This window comes from Serratia fonticola (assembly GCF_001006005.1).
GTDB lineage: Bacteria > Pseudomonadota > Gammaproteobacteria > Enterobacterales > Enterobacteriaceae > Chania > Chania fonticola.
In genome coordinates, this window is record NZ_CP011254.1 from 5337564 (window position 1) to 5354923 (window position 17360).

General features: G+C 53.2%; 14 protein-coding genes. 5 read left to right on the forward strand and 9 right to left on the reverse strand.

Features of this window, described 5'->3' with window-relative positions; all coding sequences use genetic code 11:
- Positions 1-182: 182 nt before the first annotated feature.
- Both narX and narL read left to right on the forward strand, forming a co-directional pair.
- Positions 183-1967: a nitrate/nitrite two-component system sensor histidine kinase NarX gene (gene narX / locus WN53_RS23690; protein WP_046808331.1), complete on the forward strand. Its 1785-nt coding sequence runs from the start codon at positions 183-185 to the stop codon at positions 1965-1967.
- A gap of 9 nt (positions 1968-1976) precedes the next feature.
- Complete coding sequence (narL, locus tag WN53_RS23695) at positions 1977-2627, forward strand: two-component system response regulator NarL (RefSeq protein WP_024485411.1); 651 nt, start codon at positions 1977-1979, stop codon at positions 2625-2627.
- Here narL and WN53_RS23700 read toward each other — a convergent pair.
- From WN53_RS23700 to WN53_RS23710, 3 genes are all read right to left on the reverse strand, one after another.
- A complete protein-coding gene (locus WN53_RS23700) occupies positions 2624-4468 on the reverse strand; it encodes a YchO/YchP family invasin (RefSeq protein WP_244887730.1) in 1845 nt (614 codons plus the stop codon). The two genes, narL and WN53_RS23700, sit on opposite strands and share 4 nt — an antisense overlap.
- Before the next feature lie 418 nt (positions 4469-4886).
- On the reverse strand, positions 4887-5840 hold the full coding sequence (gene cbl, locus WN53_RS23705; RefSeq protein WP_024485629.1) for an HTH-type transcriptional regulator Cbl: 954 nt from the start codon (positions 5838-5840) through the stop codon (positions 4887-4889).
- Between the two features lie 308 nt (positions 5841-6148).
- The gene (locus tag WN53_RS23710) at positions 6149-6844 is read right to left on the reverse strand and encodes a gamma-glutamylcyclotransferase (protein ID WP_024485630.1); all 696 of its coding nucleotides are present in this window, start codon (positions 6842-6844) and stop codon (positions 6149-6151) included.
- A gap of 506 nt (positions 6845-7350) precedes the next feature.
- On the opposite strand from WN53_RS23710, the gene WN53_RS23715 reads away from it, so the two are divergent.
- Together WN53_RS23715 and chaA are read left to right on the forward strand one after the other, a co-directional pair.
- A complete protein-coding gene (locus WN53_RS23715) occupies positions 7351-8169 on the forward strand; it encodes a siderophore-interacting protein (protein ID WP_024485631.1) in 819 nt (272 codons plus the stop codon).
- 309 nt (positions 8170-8478) lie between these two features.
- Positions 8479-9579, forward strand: a complete 1101-nt coding sequence (chaA, locus tag WN53_RS23720; RefSeq protein WP_024485632.1) for a sodium-potassium/proton antiporter ChaA — start codon at positions 8479-8481, stop codon at positions 9577-9579.
- 54 nt (positions 9580-9633) lie between these two features.
- Here chaA and lpxO read toward each other — a convergent pair whose 3' ends face one another.
- Together lpxO and WN53_RS23730 are read right to left on the reverse strand one after the other, a co-directional pair.
- Complete coding sequence (gene lpxO / locus WN53_RS23725; RefSeq protein WP_024485633.1) at positions 9634-10536, reverse strand: lipid A hydroxylase LpxO; 903 nt, start codon at positions 10534-10536, stop codon at positions 9634-9636.
- A gap of 562 nt (positions 10537-11098) precedes the next feature.
- Positions 11099-11671 (reverse strand): tyrosine-protein phosphatase, encoded by a 573-nt coding sequence (locus tag WN53_RS23730; protein ID WP_024485634.1) that lies wholly within the window; start codon positions 11669-11671, stop codon positions 11099-11101.
- A 134-nt stretch (positions 11672-11805) separates the two neighbouring features.
- Here WN53_RS23730 and WN53_RS23735 point away from each other — a divergent pair, with 134 nt between their 5' ends.
- Positions 11806-12279 (forward strand): GNAT family N-acetyltransferase, encoded by a 474-nt coding sequence (locus tag WN53_RS23735; protein WP_024485635.1) that lies wholly within the window; start codon positions 11806-11808, stop codon positions 12277-12279.
- A gap of 180 nt (positions 12280-12459) precedes the next feature.
- Here the strand turns inward: WN53_RS23735 and phoH are convergent, their stop codons facing one another.
- The 4 genes from phoH to efeU all read right to left on the reverse strand — a co-directional run bounded on the left by phoH (position 12460) and on the right by efeU (position 17175).
- On the reverse strand, positions 12460-13248 hold the full coding sequence (gene phoH, locus WN53_RS23740) for a phosphate starvation-inducible protein PhoH (RefSeq protein ID WP_021180979.1): 789 nt from the start codon (positions 13246-13248) through the stop codon (positions 12460-12462).
- Between the two features lie 622 nt (positions 13249-13870).
- The gene (efeB, locus tag WN53_RS23745; protein ID WP_024485636.1) at positions 13871-15166 is read right to left on the reverse strand and encodes an iron uptake transporter deferrochelatase/peroxidase subunit; all 1296 of its coding nucleotides are present in this window, start codon (positions 15164-15166) and stop codon (positions 13871-13873) included.
- Between the two features lie 11 nt (positions 15167-15177).
- On the reverse strand, positions 15178-16311 hold the full coding sequence (gene efeO, locus WN53_RS23750; RefSeq protein ID WP_024485637.1) for an iron uptake system protein EfeO: 1134 nt from the start codon (positions 16309-16311) through the stop codon (positions 15178-15180).
- Positions 16312-16329: 18 nt separating this feature from the next.
- Entirely contained in the window at positions 16330-17175 is an 846-nt protein-coding gene (gene efeU / locus WN53_RS23755; RefSeq protein ID WP_024485638.1) for an iron uptake transporter permease EfeU, read from the reverse strand.
- Positions 17176-17360: the final 185 nt, after the last annotated feature.

Sequence of the window (17360 nt, forward strand, 5' to 3'; positions counted from 1 at the left end):
AGCACAGTAGTGCTAAAGGTTTGGCAATGGGTCAGGTAGCCGGAAACTAAGGGGTACTTCGTTAGGGGTATGGGGTTACGCCGGGGGATAAGGAAAAATGGCTGCTATTGACGTAATTTGGCGGCCGGAGTTGCTGGTATCCACTCTCTGGTTTCTGCTGCTCTATAGGGGACGCGTATTCGATGAAACGCTTGCTGGCTCCGCTTTCCATCGTTAACCAGGTTGCCCTGTTAATGCTACTGCTGGGGGTGCTGGGTATCGCCGGAATGAGTATTTCCGCCTGGATGTCGCAAAGCATCCAGGGCAATGCTCATGCCATCAACAAAGCGGGTTCCCTACGGATGCAGAGTTACCGTCTGCTTTCTCAGGTCCCTCTGGATGCCCAAAGTGACATACTGATGCAGGGATTGGATCAGGATGAAACCAGCCGCGACTTGCAGCAGGCGCTGGAGCGCGAAGGGCTAACCCCGCAGTTGCTGACGCTACGTGACTATTGGCTAAACCAGCTGCAACCACGGCTGCGTCAGGCGCAACGCCCCGCCGATGCAGCTCCCCAAGTGGCCCATTTTGTCAGCCTGTTGGACAAGCTGGTTTCCGATATCGATCATCAAACCGAACGGCGCTTGTTGATGGTGACGCTGGTCCAGGGGGGATTTATCGCCCTGACGCTGTTGCTGCTGGTCGGCACCATCTGTTATCTACGCCGCCGTTTGCTGCACCCTTGGCGTCAATTGGTGGCACTGGCGCTGGCGGTTGGCCGCGGTGATTTCAGCCACCGCTTTGCCCAACGTGGGCATCAGGACGAGATGTCTTCCCTCGGCGCTGCGCTCAACACCATGTCCGACGAGCTTGCCACCATCTATGCCAGGCTGGAGCAACGTGTCGCAGAAAAAACCGCCGACCTGCAACAGAAAAACCAGGTGCTGGGCTTTCTGTATCACACCAGCCGCCAGTTACACACCAGCGAGCCGATCTGTAGCCGCCTGACGCCGATCCTCAACCAGTTGCAAACGCTGACGCCGCTACACAGCATCCAGGTACGGCTGTATGAAAACAACAGTCAGGAACAGTTTCTGCAATTAAGCGGTAACCAACCGTTGAGGCCGGAGTATTGCCATAATCCGGTCTGTAGCGCCTGCTTAAGCGAACATCAGCCGCATAGTCAGGGCCACCCTTCTCTTAGCTGGAGCCTGAGTGACCAACTGGGCAATTATGGCATCGTCGTCGCTCAACATGCGCCAGAACAACGGCTAAGCGATGAGCAATGCCAGTTGATGAATACCCTGATAGAGCAGTTGACCAGCGTATTGGCGATAGAGCGCCAGGTTGACCACCAGCAGCAGTTGATGTTGATGGAAGAGCGGGCCGCGATCGCCCGCGAGTTACATGACTCCATCGCTCAATCCCTCACCTGCTTGAAAATGCAGACCAGCTGCCTGCAAATGCAGGGGGGCGAGCTCCCTCCGGCCAGTCTGGCGCTGGTGCAACAGATGCGTGAAGAGATCAGTACCGCCTATCGTCAGTTACGCGAGCTGTTAACCACCTTCCGCCTGCGCCTGACCGAGCCTGGCCTGCTGGCGGCACTACAGTCTACGGTGCAAGAATTCAATCAGCGGCTGGGGATCACCATCGAACTGGATTATCAGTTAGGCCCACGAAGCATACCGGCCTATCAGGCGATCCACCTGCTGCAAATCGCGCGAGAGGCATTGAGTAACATTCACCAACACGCGCAGGCCAGCCAGGTCGCGATTCGGGTAACAAACCTGCAGGGCAAAGTCACCCTGAGCGTCAGCGATAATGGCCGTGGCCTGCCAGATATCAGCGAACGGCCCGATCACTACGGCCTGATCATCATGCGCGATCGCGCCAAAAGCCTGCACGGCCAGTGCGAAATCTTGCCGTGCAGCGGCGGCGGCACCGAAGTACGGGTGACGTTCCGCCCGGATAACTCTGCTATCGAATAAGGAAATATTATGACGACCGAAGAAGCTGCCACCATACTGCTGATTGACGATCACCCCATGTTGCGTAACGGCGTCAAGCAGTTGATTAGCATGGATCCGCGGCTACAAGTCATCGCCGAAGCCAGCAATGGCGAACAAGGGGTGGAACTGGCGGAGCTGCACGATCCCGACCTGATCCTGTTGGATCTGAATATGCCCGGAATGAACGGTCTGGCAACGCTGGATCGCCTGCGCCAAACCGCCCTTTCCGGCCGCGTGGTGGTATTCAGCGTCTCCAACCATGAAGACGATGTGGTGAGCGCACTAAAACGCGGTGCCGATGGTTATCTGTTGAAAGATATGGAGCCAGAGGAACTGCTCAAGGCGCTGCATCAGGCGGCAGCAGGGCAAATGGTACTGAGCGAAGCATTGACGCCAGTGCTGGCGGCCAGCCTGAGGGAAAACCGCCCGGCGGTAGAACGCGACATCCAGCAGTTAACCCCGCGCGAGCGCGACATCCTCAAGCTGATCGCGCAGGGGCTGCCAAACAAGCTGATCGCCCGTAAACTGACGATCACCGAGAGTACCGTCAAGGTGCACGTGAAACACCTGCTGAAGAAGATGAAACTGAAATCCCGCGTCGAAGCCGCCGTTTGGGTGTTGGGTAATAAGAAAGATTAGTTACCCTCTGGGTGCAACGGCCCGGTAACCGCCGGGATGGCCGGTGGCTGCAGGGTTTGCGGCGGCGGTAACCCAGGCTCCCCTTCAATAGACAAGCTCAGGGGAGCGGTAACCTGTAGCGTGATCCAGTTGGAGGTGGCTTTCTGCTGCTTTTCATCCTCAAGGGTGACGGACAGTTGGTAGTGATTGCTGGCCCCTGGCGTCTCATCCCACGCGGGCACCGTCAAGGTCCACCCTTGCGGATCGTTGATATTCGCCGGCGGCGTCAGGCTGACTGCCTGAGTGTCCCCTTGCCAGTTGACCGCAGTGATCTTATTGGCCGCTTTGATTTCCAGCACCAGCGGCAGCGTTTCCCCTGGATTCAGGCTCCATGACGGCGTGGCCAGAAACACCTGCAACGTTTTGCTTTCACGGAACTCCAGCACCGGCACATTATTACGTTCAATGCTGTCATAGCGGCTACCGCGCAATGATTTGGCCTGTTCCACGTAGTACGGAGAAATCTGTTTGAGCAGCGGTACCCCAAGGCGATAGGTCATGGCCAGCTCGACCTTGTCCTGGGTTTCGCCCACATTATCCAGTTTGTGCAAGGCTTTGACCGTGACCAACGGGACCGGCGTATAGTTGAGCCCCACCTGCATAGCGCTAGGATCGGTTTGTTTGTTGCCATTGCCTAACAGATCGACACTGGCGCCGCGATACTGTTCAAAGCTGAGCGAGGCGCCAAGCTGGTGATAAAACGGCAGATAACCTTGGGTGGTAATGTCGTAGCCACGCGCCGGACGGCCGAGAAAGACGGCATTGTTTGCCTGTGGAGAAAATGACGATAGCGGGTGGTAATAGTTGGCCGACAAGCGTAGATAGTCACCCCAGGCTTCGGCACCAATGCTGCCACGGTTGCGCTGATTCTGGAAATCACTGTCGAGCACGGAGTTGTAGCCCAGCAGCCAATCCCCCACCACCCAGCGCTGCCCCAGGCCAAAATTACCCTGTGAACCGTTAGCCTTTTGCAGATAACCCACCTGGCTGTAGGTCAACAAGCCATCCACGTCATAGAGCGGGCTGAACAACTGACCGCTGCTGCCGGTGAAATCCCCTTCAGGTGTTACCGCAAGCGACAGTTTAGCGGTGCCAAGTGGTGAAAGTAACTCCTCGGTCTCCTGCTGAAGAACCGAGCTGGCCTGGTTGGTCAGGTAATCTTTGGTATCGGCGCGCGCCCGCTCGCTGGATATCTGGTTAAGATTCTGCTCTGCCAGCTTTTTCGCCCGCGTAGCCCACTCTTTTTCTTTTTCGGCATCGTTGACGCCAGCGCTGCCCAGTTCCGGCAGCGCTTGCGCCGGAGATGCCTGCGCCTTGACCTCACTGACCACTGCCGCTGGCTTCTCTATCGGGGTCACGGCCGCAGGCACTTTAGCCGCGATATCAGCCGCATTTGCCACCGCCGGTGGGGCAATGGCCTGGGGCTCTACGGGGGTTGGTGCCACTGTCTGAGCTTCTGCTACCGTAGCCGGTGGCGCTACCGTCTGGGTTTCTGCTGCTGGTGCTACTGCCTGAGCTTCTGCAACTGCCGCCGGTGGTACCGGCTGTGTTTCTGCTGTTGCTGTCGGGGGCGCTTTAGCCAGATCGTCAATCACGCTCGTCCCAACCGAAGGAGCCTCCGCCGTGGCCTCAGCTACGCTTTTCGCTGCAACAGGTGCCTCAGCCTGGGCGTCAGGCACGCCAACCACTGCCGGGGGAGCTTCCGCCTGGGCGTTAAACATTATCACCGGTAGTGCTAATAACCCGAGTAAGCGCGTGCTGGATAACAACTGTGACATCTTTTGCTGAATAACCTTGCTCATAACCACGTTTGCCCTTCGCCTTCCTTGCCGCATGGCAAACCCACCTCGTTGACACTACCGTTCCGGCCGGTAGAAAAAACCTGCCGCACAGCATAATGCAACCTGAAGCCATAGGGTAAGCGATCGGCAAAAAGAAGCCATCGGAAAAACCTGTAATCGGGGATTTAAACAAGGGGCATAACCAGCGATAAAAAAGACGTCCGAACAGCACATTCCACCATTGGGGCAAACGTGCTGCACGGACGCCTGTTGAAATTCATCGCGGATACTCAACGTTTCCGCCTTTAAAGTAAGCAGCTTGCATGCCAGTTTGCCAAGCCACAGATTTTAGAAGGTTATTGCCGTGCAAACTGTAATCCACCCCTCACTATTGCACAGTGATATGGCGCGCTTTGCACCATGCCAGCGCATTACCGCCTCAGATCTGATAATCGATAACCTGTTCCAACTGATCGGAGAACACTTTCTCTTTAATTTCCGTGAGTGACAAGGTGGGATTACATAGCTGGATAAACTGCCAGGTATAGTTACGTTGTAACTGACCGCGTTTCAGGCCCAACCAGACGGTATTAGGCTCAAACAAATGTTCGGCATTGAGACTGACCAGCCCACGATCGCGCTCTTTTTCAAACGACATATCCGCCAGAATGCCCACACCCAGCCCCAATTCAACATAGGTTTTGATGACGTCAGAATCCTGGGCGCTTAGCGCGATATCCGGCGTCAGCCCCGCAGCTTTAAATGCCGCATCCAGCCGTGAGCGCCCGGTGATACCCTGGCGGTAGGTAATCAACGGCAGCGTACTGAGCATCTCCAACGTGACCAGCGGTTGGCGTGTCAACTCATGGCCTTCCGGAACCAGGATCGCATGGTTCCAGCGGTAATAGGGAAAAGCAGCCAACGACTCTTCGCTCATCAGGCGTTCACTGGCGATACCGATATCCGCTTCACCGCAGGCCAGCATGGCGGCAATCTCCTCCGGGCTCCCCTGATTAAGCACCACGCGCACCTGCGGATACAGCGCCCGAAACTCCTTAATCACCCCCGGTAGGCTATAGCGAGCCTGGGTATGGGTGGTGGCAATATGCAGTTGGCCCGCGTCTTTACTGCTGAACACATCGGCCAGACGGCGGATATTATTGGCATCATTGAGGATACGCTCCGCGACCACCAACAGCTCTTTGCCCGGTTCGGTCATGCCTAATAACCGTTTGCCACGGCGGATAAATATCTCAATCCCCAGCTCTTCTTCCAGCTCGCGAATATGACGGCTAACCCCAGACTGTGAGGTAAATAACGCATTCGCGACGTCAGTCAGGTTGTAGTTGCAACGCGCTGACTCACGAATGATTTTTAATTGCTGAAAATTCATTCCGTCCCCTTCTCTCCCCAAAATCGTTAACAATATTGATACGGAGTCTGCGCAGACAGAACAAATAAGGAATAATCTTTACTTATAGCTTTTAATGCTAAGTGCATTTTTTATGCATTAAAAATTCACCACCGCTTTTCTTAAAATTACAAATAGCTTTAAAATTAATGAGATAAATAACCATCAGAATATTATGGTTAAACAAGCTATGCAGAAAAAGTTATTACCTAGAGGGATAAGATATATCAACGCGAGGGTTGTTTAGACATTTGGGGCGCGCAATACGACGCCCCGAAGGTAACTGAGGGTTAGGCCGTGGCTTCGCCACCTATTGGCCCTGAGGTATTTTGTTGCAGCCACTGACGGACATAGCCGACCAGATCGCCAATGCAGTCATCCTTCATGCCGTGACTTTTCAGCTCGTTGTCCAAGGCAAACAGATACTGCGCATTGGTGCCCAACGGGCCGCTGGCGCTGGCGATCAACGGAGCGATCACCTGATGGCTGGTATCCGCTTCAAATAGCGGATGCTGCGGGTTCATCACAAACACCAAGGCGGTAACGACGCTGCCGTCGTCCAGTGTCAGGTCACACCAGGTTGGCAGATAGCAACCGGTGATCATCTCACGCTTCCACAGTAGTTCCAGCTCTTCACGCAGTTTATCTTCCGGCAGGCGGAAGGCCAGACCGGTGGTTTGCCCCCCTTCCTGCAGAGCCAGCATGCGCCCTGGCTGATGCAGCGTGCCCCGTCCGGCGGTCAAACGCAGGCAAAATGCCCGATGCCAGCCTTGCAGCGTCGCCGGGCGCACCTCTTCGGATTCAAATACCGGGTTCCACATCAGTGAACCATAGCCAAAAACCCATACCGGGCTATTATCCGGCCGTCTGGAGAGTGTACATGTCAGTGAGGCCGAGCGCTGTTCCGGTGTCAGCAACAGCGACTCTTCGATCGTGCCGAATGCCGTTTTGCAGTCTGCTTTTTGCAGAAAATCTCGAGTTAACACCTAATACAACCTCCTGGGAATAGGATTGCCCTAAACCCTTCGCCACTGTGTATGCAATTTCTTTTTTGGGATGCGGGGCGTGTTTATTTCCACCGCCCAGCAAAAAATATATACCCTATGGATTTCAAGTTGCAGCTAGGCAACAAGCTTACTCATCCTCAGGAGCTTACTTTTGGGTAAGTGACTGGGGTGAGTAAGTGCAGATAACAACGCTGCAACTTGAAAGACGACGGGTATAAATGACCATATTCTTTTCTGACCTCCCAATCAAGTTTCCAGGCATATTTAATGTGAAAAAGTATTTGTACCCAGAAGCAATAATAATTATAGACGTAAAACTTTACTCTTCCCCTGCGTTTTGTTAACAGAGCTCAGCGTTTTAACCGCAAAAAAATACAATCCGGGCGGATCACGCCGCTTGGCCTGATGTGCCATGCCAACCAGCAAACAATTCTCATTATCAAATGGCGTGATATACTGGCCGCAGAATGATAAAGGAGAGTCCTGTGACAACCGAAACCCCACGCAGCCGCGCCCCCTATTTGATCGAAGTTGCCCGCTTACGCGACATCACGCCGCACCTGCGCCGTATCACCTTCAGCGCGCCAGACCTGCATTATTACCCGGCAGAAGCCGCCGCAGCGCATATCAAAGTGTTCTTGCCGCTCGCAGGCCAAACGCAACCAGACCTGCCCACGCTCACCGAGAAGGGCCCGGTGTGGGCCGCCGATGCCGTGCGCCCGCTAATTCGCACCTACTCTATTCGAGCCGTTCGCCCGCAACAGGGTGAGATTGATATTGAGTTTGCCCTGCACGACCACAGCGGGCCAGCGGTGAACTTTGCACGTCAGGCCAAGCCGGGGGATAAAATTGGTATCAGCAACCCTGGCGGCCCCAAGCCAATGTTGCCAGAAGCCGACTTTTACTGCCTGGCAGGCGATCCTTCATCGTTACCGGCCATCGCCGCACTGCTGGAAAACTTGCCAGCACGTAGCGAAGGCCACGCTTTTATCCGTGTCGATACCCCTGCGGACGTTATCAATCTGCAAAAACCTGCCGGTGTTGAACTCAGCTGGATCATTGGCGGCACGGAGAAAACGGCCGATCTCATCACGCAATTCTGCGCCTTGCCACTGCCGCAAAGCGGCACCCAGTTCTGGCTGGCAGGTGAGGATCGTCTGGTAGTCGAACTGCGTCGTTACCTGCGCCGGGAGCGCCAATGTGAGCGTAATCAGCTTTATGCGGTGCCTTACTGGCGTGAAGGGTTAAATGAGGAGGGTTACCACCAGAAAAGGCACGATATCATGGATAATATTGACTCCTGATCGCCATTATCTGCCTTATTTTCCGTTGAAAATGCCGGTTAAACCCCTTTTATAGGCGTTTAACAAGTAATGACTGGTGTTTAACGTAAAAGTAAGTAAAAAAAACCGCATCAAATGCGGTTTTTTTGTTACTCTTATCGCATCAAGCAAAGTTTTGCTTTCTAAAAACCAAACACAACATCACATTATTACTCGGCGTCATGCGCAGAGTGTATCCTATTATTATTAACAACTTTCTGGATACGCTGACCCTATCTGCAGGTGAACAGCGATGACGGGCCACGCAGTTTGAGAAGGAGATGTACCGTAATGAAGTCGCACAACGATCCTGGCCGATCCAAATCTCGCCACACAGAGTATTCCCTGATTTTCCCTATCGCCGCGCTGGTTGTGCTCAACTTATGGAGCGGTACCAGCAGTTTCCCACTGATTGTGGCCATCAACATTATTGCCCTGGTCGGTATCCTCAGCAGTGCTTTCAGCGTGGTACGCCATGCCGACGTACTGGCCCACCGCCTGGGTGAACCCTACGGCTCGCTGATCCTCAGCCTGTCGGTAGTGATCCTGGAAGTGAGCCTGATTTCAGCACTGATGGCAACCGGCGACGCGGCCCCGGCCCTGATGCGTGACACACTGTATTCAATTATCATGATTGTGACTGCCGGACTGGTTGGGGTTGCCCTGCTGCTCGGCGGGCGCAAGTTTGCTACCCAGTACGTTAACCTTGGCGGTATCAAACAGTACCTGATGGCGATCCTCCCACTGGCGGTGATCGTGCTGGTGTTGCCAAGCGCCTTGCCGGGGGGCAACTTCAGCGTGGGCCAGTCACTGCTGGTTGCGGCCATCTCAGCGGCAATGTACGGCGTGTTCCTGCTGATCCAGACCAAAACCCACCAGAGTCTGTTTGTTTATGAACACGAAGATGACGATGGCGACCCGCACCACGGTAAACCCTCGTCCCACAGCAGCCTGTGGCATGCCTCTTGGTTGATCGTGCATCTGGTCGCGGTAATTGCCGTAACCAAATTCAACGCCAACCCGCTTGAAGGCTTGCTCACCAAGCTGAACGCACCAACGCAGTTCACCGGTTTCCTGGTTGCGTTGCTGATCCTGTCCCCAGAAGGATTGGGTGCTCTGCGCGCGGTGTTGAACAATCAGGTGCAGCGCGCCATGAACCTGTTCTTCGGCTCGGTGCTGGCGACCATTTCACTGACGGTGCCAGCGGTAACGATTATTGCCACCCTGACGGGCCAGACGCTAATCTTCGGCCTGCAGGCACCGCATATGGTAGTGATGCTGACGGTGTTGATATTGTGCCATATCTCGTTCTCTACCGGCAGAACCAACGTGCTGAACGGCACCGCGCACCTGGCGCTGTTTGCCGCTTATATGATGACGATATTTGCCTGATACCGGGTGGTTACAAAACATCAACGGGGCGCATTATTTGCGCCCCCGTTCTATTTATAGTGCAAAGAAAATCAGTGCAGCAATCCCGCCAAACAGCAGCCATTTGATAATGTAGTACCCCGTCTTGTTCCAGGCTTTTAATCGCTTGCCAACCTTACGCACGGCATAGATATATTTGAACAGCCGATTGACGCCGCCGGTACGATCGCCCTCTTCATTCGGTGCTGTCGCAGCACTCATCAAATTACGCCCCAACCAGTGATTCACCGCCTGCGCCCAACGGTAACGCATCGGCCGCTCGATGTCGCAAAACAGGATCAGGCGGTTTTCCCCGCTCTGGTTTTCGGCATAGTGCAGATAGGTTTCATCAAACATTACCCCTTCGCCGTCACGCCAGCTGTAACGTTCGCCATCCACTTCGATAAAGCAGCGGTCGTCATTCGGGGTGATCAACCCCAAGTGATAGCGCAACGAACCGGCATAAGGGTCACGGTGGCGTGGCAAGCGGCTGCCATGGGGTAATTCGGCAAACATCGCGGCCTTCACCGAAGGCAGGCTGCGTAACAGCGCTGTGGTTTGTGGGCATAACGCCATTGCCGAAGGATGGTTATCCTCATACCACTTCAGGTAAAAGCGCTTCCAGCCGGTTTTGAAGAAGGAGTTGAATCCGGCGTCGTTAAATTTATCCGACGCCTTGATTTGCTGGATCTCCATCAGTTGCTGCCCTTCTTCACGAATGGTCTGCCAGTTGTCACGCAGGATAATGAGATCGGGGAACTGCTCCGGTTGCAGGTAAGGCGTGGTCGGCACCCGTGAGAACAGGTACATAAACACGTTCAGCGGCGCGGTAAAGGTGGAATGGTCGGAAAGCTGACGCCAAAAAGGATAGCGAACACGGCCACGAAAATGAATGTAAATAACGCACAAAACCAATAAAATCAGAATGATATATTTCATGATGACTTCAGAACCCCAAAATACGACCATCAGTATGCCAAGCACGGCACACAACCCAACAATTCCCTTAGCTCCGTTAAGATCGGTTTAACGGCCACAAGACACCAATAGTTAACGTTATTGAAACTAAAATTCTATACAAAAAGCCGCAAAAATTTACACAAAGCTTAAACGAGAATGGGATTTACGCTAGGAGGGAGAGAACGATTTAGCAGAGTCGGATTGGGGGGAGCAAAAGTACATGCAGGGGAGAGATACCGGATTGTCGGTCAGGCAATCGAGATCTCCCCTCACCCCAGCCCTCTCCGGCAGGGCGAGGGAGCTGATTCAGAGCCGTAGTCAGGTATAGAAGACAATCTGTAGCTTATTCACGCAAGGGATTGATACGGTCTGTATTTAGTTATAGGAAGCAATCTGCAGCTTATTCACGAAGGAAATCGCTACGGTGTTGTAAACCGGTAAAGCGGCTAATTGGTAGCACGGCCAGTCCCCTCTCCCTGTGGGAGAGGGTTAGGGTGAGGGGACGATCGCCGTAGCCAATGCCCCACCCTTTGCTAGCAAATCACTTCCCCTTGGTGAAGTTATCGGCAAAAACCCGCTGCCGTATCTTGCTGACATCGACATCACCAATATAGCGCGCAATCCCGGCATAATATTTTTCATGATAGCCATGCTCCGGCTTTCTCAATTCGGCCAGCACCGCAGGCTTATCCGCATTTTCAAACACCAGGCGATACATTGCCACCACTAGCCCGGTACGATCGCTGCCGTGCCAGCAGTGAACCAACACCGGTTTCAGGGCAAAACGAATTTCTCTGAGTGCTGCAACCACGATGTCATCATTAATTACGGCGGCGTTGATCGCCACCCGGCGCAGAAGCAGGTCTGTGCCTCTGGCTTCGCTGTCGTCGTCATGCCACTGGCGTAAACTGAGTACGGTTTTAATGCCCTGCTGCTCGAGCGTTTGCATCTGGGCAGCGGATGGCTGAGAGGAGCGGTAGAGTTCTGGCGAGACCTGATGGTAGTTCTCTGGGGTCGTTGCATTTACCGAGGCAGTAAAACTCCCCACCAGCAGCATCGCCCCCAGTAACCACGTTTTCCCTACGCTGGACCGCCAGCGCTGAATATCGTCCATAATATTATTCCTTAGTGATCCTGCGATTTATTGTACTCAAATTGGCCGCAATGGCGCAGCTTTATTGGTATCATCCCATGCACTGCTGGCCACCAGCACACCATAGTTTCTACCACATATACAAAGAGTTAGTAATGGATATTGTGTTTAAACGCCTTAGCGATATCGATCGAAGCGAAATTATTGCCCTAAACACTAACCCATTGGTTTTACGCCAAATGCCCTTGGGTGATTCGAGTTTTGGCGATGCTGAATGTCTGGAATGGGTAACAGGCAAAGAATCCCAATGGGATGAATACGGATATGGGCCATGGGCTTTTACAGTAAGCGACAGGTTTGTCGGTTGGGGAGGCTTACAGTACGAAAACGGAGATGCTGACTTGGCTTTAGTGCTCCACCCTGACCATTGGGGGCTCGGAAAAAAAATCTATGACAAAATTTTAGCTTATGCTTTCAATGAGATGGGGCTCAAGTCAATCACAATCCTGCTGCCCCCAACACGTTTGAAAATTAAAGCGATATTTCGGCTGGGATTTCAGTTTGATGGTGACATTGAATATGACGGCGTTCATTTTATTCGCTATCGATTACACGCCCCTCAACGGTAAAAAAATCCACATTGGCGAACAATGTACTCATTTAAATTTGGGCCTTGATCTGTAAGTTTCATCGTTTCTAAGAAGGCCTAACCAAATATAAATTTCGTTTCATCAGTAAACTACGGATTACAAAATGTTTGGTGCATTAAAAAGGCCACCGAAGTGGCCTTTTGCAAGCTTTCAGACAAATTAATCGTAAGCATTAAGCGTGCGTTGGCACAAAGCCGAGCGCACACAGTCCTGTTTGTCGAAACGAATGATACCGACCATCTCGTCCTCTTCGAAGCGCTCCAGCGCGTCGCTAAGGCCGGATTTCACGCCGCGTGGCAAATCGCACTGGGTAATATCGCCGTTAACGATCACCGTGACGTTCTCGCCCAGACGGGTCAAAAACATCTTCATCTGGCTGGCCGTCACGTTCTGGGCCTCGTCCAGGATGACTACCGCATTTTCGAAGGTACGCCCGCGCATATAGGCGAAAGGCGCGATCTCTACCTTGCCAATTTCCGGGCGCAGGCAGTATTGCAAGAACGACGATCCTAAACGGCGTAGCAGAATGTCATACACCGGCCGGAAATAAGGGGCGAACTTCTCAGAGATATCCCCCGGCAAAAAGCCGAGATCTTCATCCGCCTGCAAAACCGGACGAGTGACGATAATCCGATCCACCTCTTTATGTATCAGGGCTTCAGCTGCCTTGGCAGCACTGATGAAGGTTTTACCGCACCCAGCTTCACCAGTAGCAAATATCAACAGCTTGTTTTCTATGGCTGATAAGTAATGACCTTGAGCTTCGGTTCTAGCCTCGATGGTAGAAGTATCCCGGCTGTCACGAGCCATGCCGATAGATTCCACACCACCCATTTGTACCAGCGAGGTCACGCTTTCTTCTTCACGCTGGCGATGACTACGAGCGTCACGACGAATGACGCGTTTGGCTTCACGACGTGCTTTGATCACTGCTTTCTGTCTTCCCATAGTGGCACCTTACAGTTTGTTTCACCTACCGCAACGGCAATACAAAACCGAGCGATTATGTTACACACGTATCAGGTTGTGGCCCCCTTTAAAGCCATAGAATGACGTGAAAAAGCATGCTGCCTTGATTCACAGGACAACGCGATTTGCGTAAAACAGGAGTGTGTGTCAGCCGGATTAATGCGAAAGGAAAGCCAAGAGTCGGTCAGAAATTGAGAGTCGTAGAGAGCGCCCTCGTTACAACGAGAAATCAGTGAAGGTATGTTATTTGCTGTTTGTAGCCCAACCAAGGACTTTACCATTAGCGATCCCCGCAGTGATATTTACAGCATTGAGCTGTGCACCGTGTGAAAACTACCGCCAGATGATTACAGTATAATGACATTCAACCGCGCTGCGTTGCTAAAATGTAAAAAAATTTAATATTTTTTGTTTTAACCCGCTGCAACACCACTATATCAAAGCATAACCGCCTTGGCATTAAATTATTTTATTGTTAAATATCAATGCATTGATATTAATTTCGGCGAATGACATTTAGGTTGCCGGATTAAAAATTGAGCACATAAAAAAGCGCAGCCTTTGCGCTGCGCTTCTCTGTCCAACTAACAACTTTAGCGTCTCAAGCTTGCAACAAACTGCTGGCCAAATAATCGCCACTCGTCTTGACGCCCGGTAACACAAAGAAATAGCCGCCACCGATAGGCTTGACGTATTCCTCCAGCGCCTCACCGTTCAATCGTTTCTGCACCGTCAGGAAACCCTGTTCCAAGTCTGCCTGGTAACAGACAAACAGCAACCCCATTTCCAACTGACCCGAATTGGAAACGCCCAGCGAATAGCTGTAACCACGGCGCAGCATCAGGTTGCTCTGGGTTTGTGGCGTACGCGGGTTGGCCAACCGAATATGGGCATCCATACGGATCAGCTTACCTTCCGGGTCTTTGGCATAGTCCGGTTCGTCATGCTCGTGCTTCATCCCCAACGGCGCACCACTGTGCTTTTCGCGGCCAAAGATGGTTTGCTGCTCCTGCAACGGCGTCCGATCCCAAAATTCGACGTGGAAACGAATAATACGCGCAGCCTGATAGCTACCGCCAACGGCCCACGCAGGTTCTCCCGCTTTATCACCGACCCATACCACCTGATCCATTAACGGCTTATCGCTGGTTTTTGGGTTGGCGGTGCCGTCTTTGAAGCCCAGCAGGTTAATTGGCGTCTCTTTGCCCCGGCTGCGGGCCGAGTGTGCCGAGATAAAACCTTCCCGCTTCCAGCGCACGCTGAGCAAGTCTGGCGAATGCTTGATGATATCGCGTAGCGCGTGGATCACCGTTTCATTGGTATTGGCACAGATTTGCAGCAACAAGTCACCATGACACAGGGCAGCATCGAGTGAATCGTTGGGGAAACGCGTCATGGTTTGCAGATGCAGCGGTTTCTGCGCCTGTAAGCCAAAGCGCTCATCAAACAGCGAAGTGCCAACGGAAACGGTGATGGTCAGGTTATCAGGGTAAATTTCCGGCCCCATAATGCCCGAATCCAACGGTGGCAGCTTGGGATCAACCTCCGGTGCCTTACCGCCGCTGGTGAGGAACGCGATACGGCTGGTTAACAGCCGAAATAGCCGTTCAAGATCCTGTTTGTTGGTCGCCAACACGTCGAAAGCCACCAGCATCATGGCCGCTTGCTGCGGCGTCAAAATACCGGCTTGGTGCTGGCCGTAGAACGGTTGTTTTTGCCAGCGTTCGTCCTGCGAGGTAGCCAGCGGCTCTTCTGCAGCCCGCGCCAGGGATGGCCCCGCCAACGCCAGAGCACCGCCCATAATGCCCAAACCCTGCAACAACCGCCTGCGCGAAGGTGAAGCGGCCTGCTCATCTTGAGGAAACGGCCCGTTTTGCGGGCCGGTCTTGTAGTTCATCATGCTCAGCCTTAATCGAGACCCAGCACGCCACGCAGCTGTGACAGGTCTTCTGCCAGCGTAGTGATCGGCCCTTTCATCGCATTACGATCCGCGGTGGTCAGCTTCTCGTAAGACTCATAACCCTCTGCGGTCTTGTATTTAGCCAGGATGTTATCGACGGTTTTAAAGTTGGCGTCGATCTTCGCCAGCAGTGGCTGGTTGGCCTTTTCCAACAGCGGACGCAACAGGTTCACAATCTTCTGGGCGCCATCGACGTTGGCCTGGAAATCCCACAGGTCAGTACGGCTGTAGCGATCCTCTTCACCGCTGATCTTGCTGGCCGCCACTTCTTCAATCAAGCCAGCAGCACCGCCCACCACTTTGCTTGGCGGGAAGGTCAGTTCACCGATGCGTTTTTGCAACTCCAGCGTGTCTTTATACAGACCATCGGCATACTCATTCATGCCCTTGGTGGTGTTATCGGCAAACAGCGCTTTCTCCAGACGGTGGAAGCCGGTGAATTTTGGATCTTCGGCTTTTTTCTCATAGTCGTCTTCACGGGCGTCAATGCTGCCGTCCAGATCGGAGAACAGCTCGGCAATCGGTTCAATACGCTCGTAGTGCTGACGGGTTGGCGCATAAAGCTTGCGGGCCTGGGCCACATCACCGGCTTTGATCGCATCAGTAAACAGCTTGGTCTGCTTGACCAGCCCTTCAACTTCCTTGGTGACATAGACTTTATATTCGGCAATCGGGCCAACCAAATCCATCACATTCGGTTTGCCATCAGCTACCGCACCCGCAGCCGTGACGACAAGCTTGCCTTTCGGGTTGCTCAACAGCCCACAGGTCATGTCGTATTCGCCCGGTTCGAGGTTTGCCGTCATTTTCTGGGTGAAACCTGGCGCAATATTTTCGCGCTCTTCCACCACCATCACGCCTTTGAGGATTTCCCACTCCAGGTTCTTCTGGCTAGTGTTATGCACCACAAACTGGGTTTTACCGGCGGGCAGGGTCAACTGCATCGGCTCACACTGTTTGTCGTTTACGGTCACCTTAACTTGAGGGATATCCGCCGCCAGCGCGTTGAGGCTCAGCGCGAAAGCAGGAACGGCCAGTAATGCGGCATGCAATGCCTTGCGGCGAAATAACGGAGTAGACATACGGAATTCCCTAGTAAATTAGTGATGTGTCTTGCGTTGCGCCGGGATCGTTGAAGACTCCGTACGCTGCGGCAGGAAAAAGAAAATCAGAGCAGGGATCAGATACAGGAAATAGACCGCCACTTCGCTAACCGATGGCGCTTCCTGATAGCCGAACATTCCCTCTAACAGGGTGCCCAGCAGTGAATGCGTGGATAGCTGGTTGCTGAGGTCGAACGCGATATCCTGGAAGTGGTTCCACAATCCGGCCTCGTGGAAAGCACGGATCGCCCCGGCAGCCAGGCCCGCAGCCACGAACAGAATAAACAGGCTGGTCCATTTGAAGAACTTGGCCAGGTGCAATTTGATACCGCCCCAATAGATCAGCATGCCCACTACGATGGCGCACGCCAGGCCGAGCATCGCACCGATTGGCGCGGCAATGCCCACATCCTGCTGAAACGCGGCCAACAGAAAGAACACCGACTCCAGTCCTTCACGGGCAACGGCAAAAAACACCATCGCCACCAATGCCCATCCTTGTCTTTTACCCGAGTTGAGAGCGTTATCAATCGCCCCTTCAAGATGCACCTTCACCGAGCGGGAAACCTTGCGCATCCAGAACACCATATAGGTCAGGATGCACACCGCCACCACCGCTACCAGCCCTTCGAACAGCTCTTGCTGTTTTTGCGGAAACTCACCGGTGGTTTCATTGATGAAGATACCTAACGCCAGGCACAGAGCAACGGCGACGATCACTCCAATCCATACCACACCAAGCCATTGACCGCGTTGAGTCCGCTTCAGATAGCTGGCGATCAAACTGACGATCAGCGCAGCCTCCAACCCCTCACGGAACATGATAAGGAAAGGAACAAACATAGAATATTAACCCCTGAAAAGGCGTTTGTAGTCAGCCGCGGGCGCTGGGTCGACCAGACTGCGGCAATGTAAAGAAAAGTAAACCAGAACGATAGTGATTATCATTCTACTGAAAAGAAAAACAAGAGGCGGAAGTGTGATTTTTATTAATCAAATGTCGCTAGTTGTTACAGCTTGGTGAGAGG

Coding starts and splice junctions, on each gene's coding strand:
- chaA (WP_024485632.1), top strand. CDS start 8,479: ATGAAGTCGCACAACGATCCTGGCCGATCCAAATCTCGCCACACAGAG.
- WN53_RS23700 (WP_244887730.1), bottom strand. CDS start 4,468: ATGAGCAAGGTTATTCAGCAAAAGATGTCACAGTTGTTATCCAGCACG.
- narL (WP_024485411.1), top strand. CDS start 1,977: ATGACGACCGAAGAAGCTGCCACCATACTGCTGATTGACGATCACCCC.
- efeB (WP_024485636.1), bottom strand. CDS start 15,166: ATGAACTACAAGACCGGCCCGCAAAACGGGCCGTTTCCTCAAGATGAG.
- efeU (WP_024485638.1), bottom strand. CDS start 17,175: ATGTTTGTTCCTTTCCTTATCATGTTCCGTGAGGGGTTGGAGGCTGCG.
- WN53_RS23730 (WP_024485634.1), bottom strand. CDS start 11,671: ATGGACGATATTCAGCGCTGGCGGTCCAGCGTAGGGAAAACGTGGTTA.
- cbl (WP_024485629.1), bottom strand. CDS start 5,840: ATGAATTTTCAGCAATTAAAAATCATTCGTGAGTCAGCGCGTTGCAAC.
- lpxO (WP_024485633.1), bottom strand. CDS start 10,536: ATGAAATATATCATTCTGATTTTATTGGTTTTGTGCGTTATTTACATT.
- narX (WP_046808331.1), top strand. CDS start 183: ATGAAACGCTTGCTGGCTCCGCTTTCCATCGTTAACCAGGTTGCCCTG.
- WN53_RS23735 (WP_024485635.1), top strand. CDS start 11,806: ATGGATATTGTGTTTAAACGCCTTAGCGATATCGATCGAAGCGAAATT.
- efeO (WP_024485637.1), bottom strand. CDS start 16,311: ATGTCTACTCCGTTATTTCGCCGCAAGGCATTGCATGCCGCATTACTG.
- phoH (WP_021180979.1), bottom strand. CDS start 13,248: ATGGGAAGACAGAAAGCAGTGATCAAAGCACGTCGTGAAGCCAAACGC.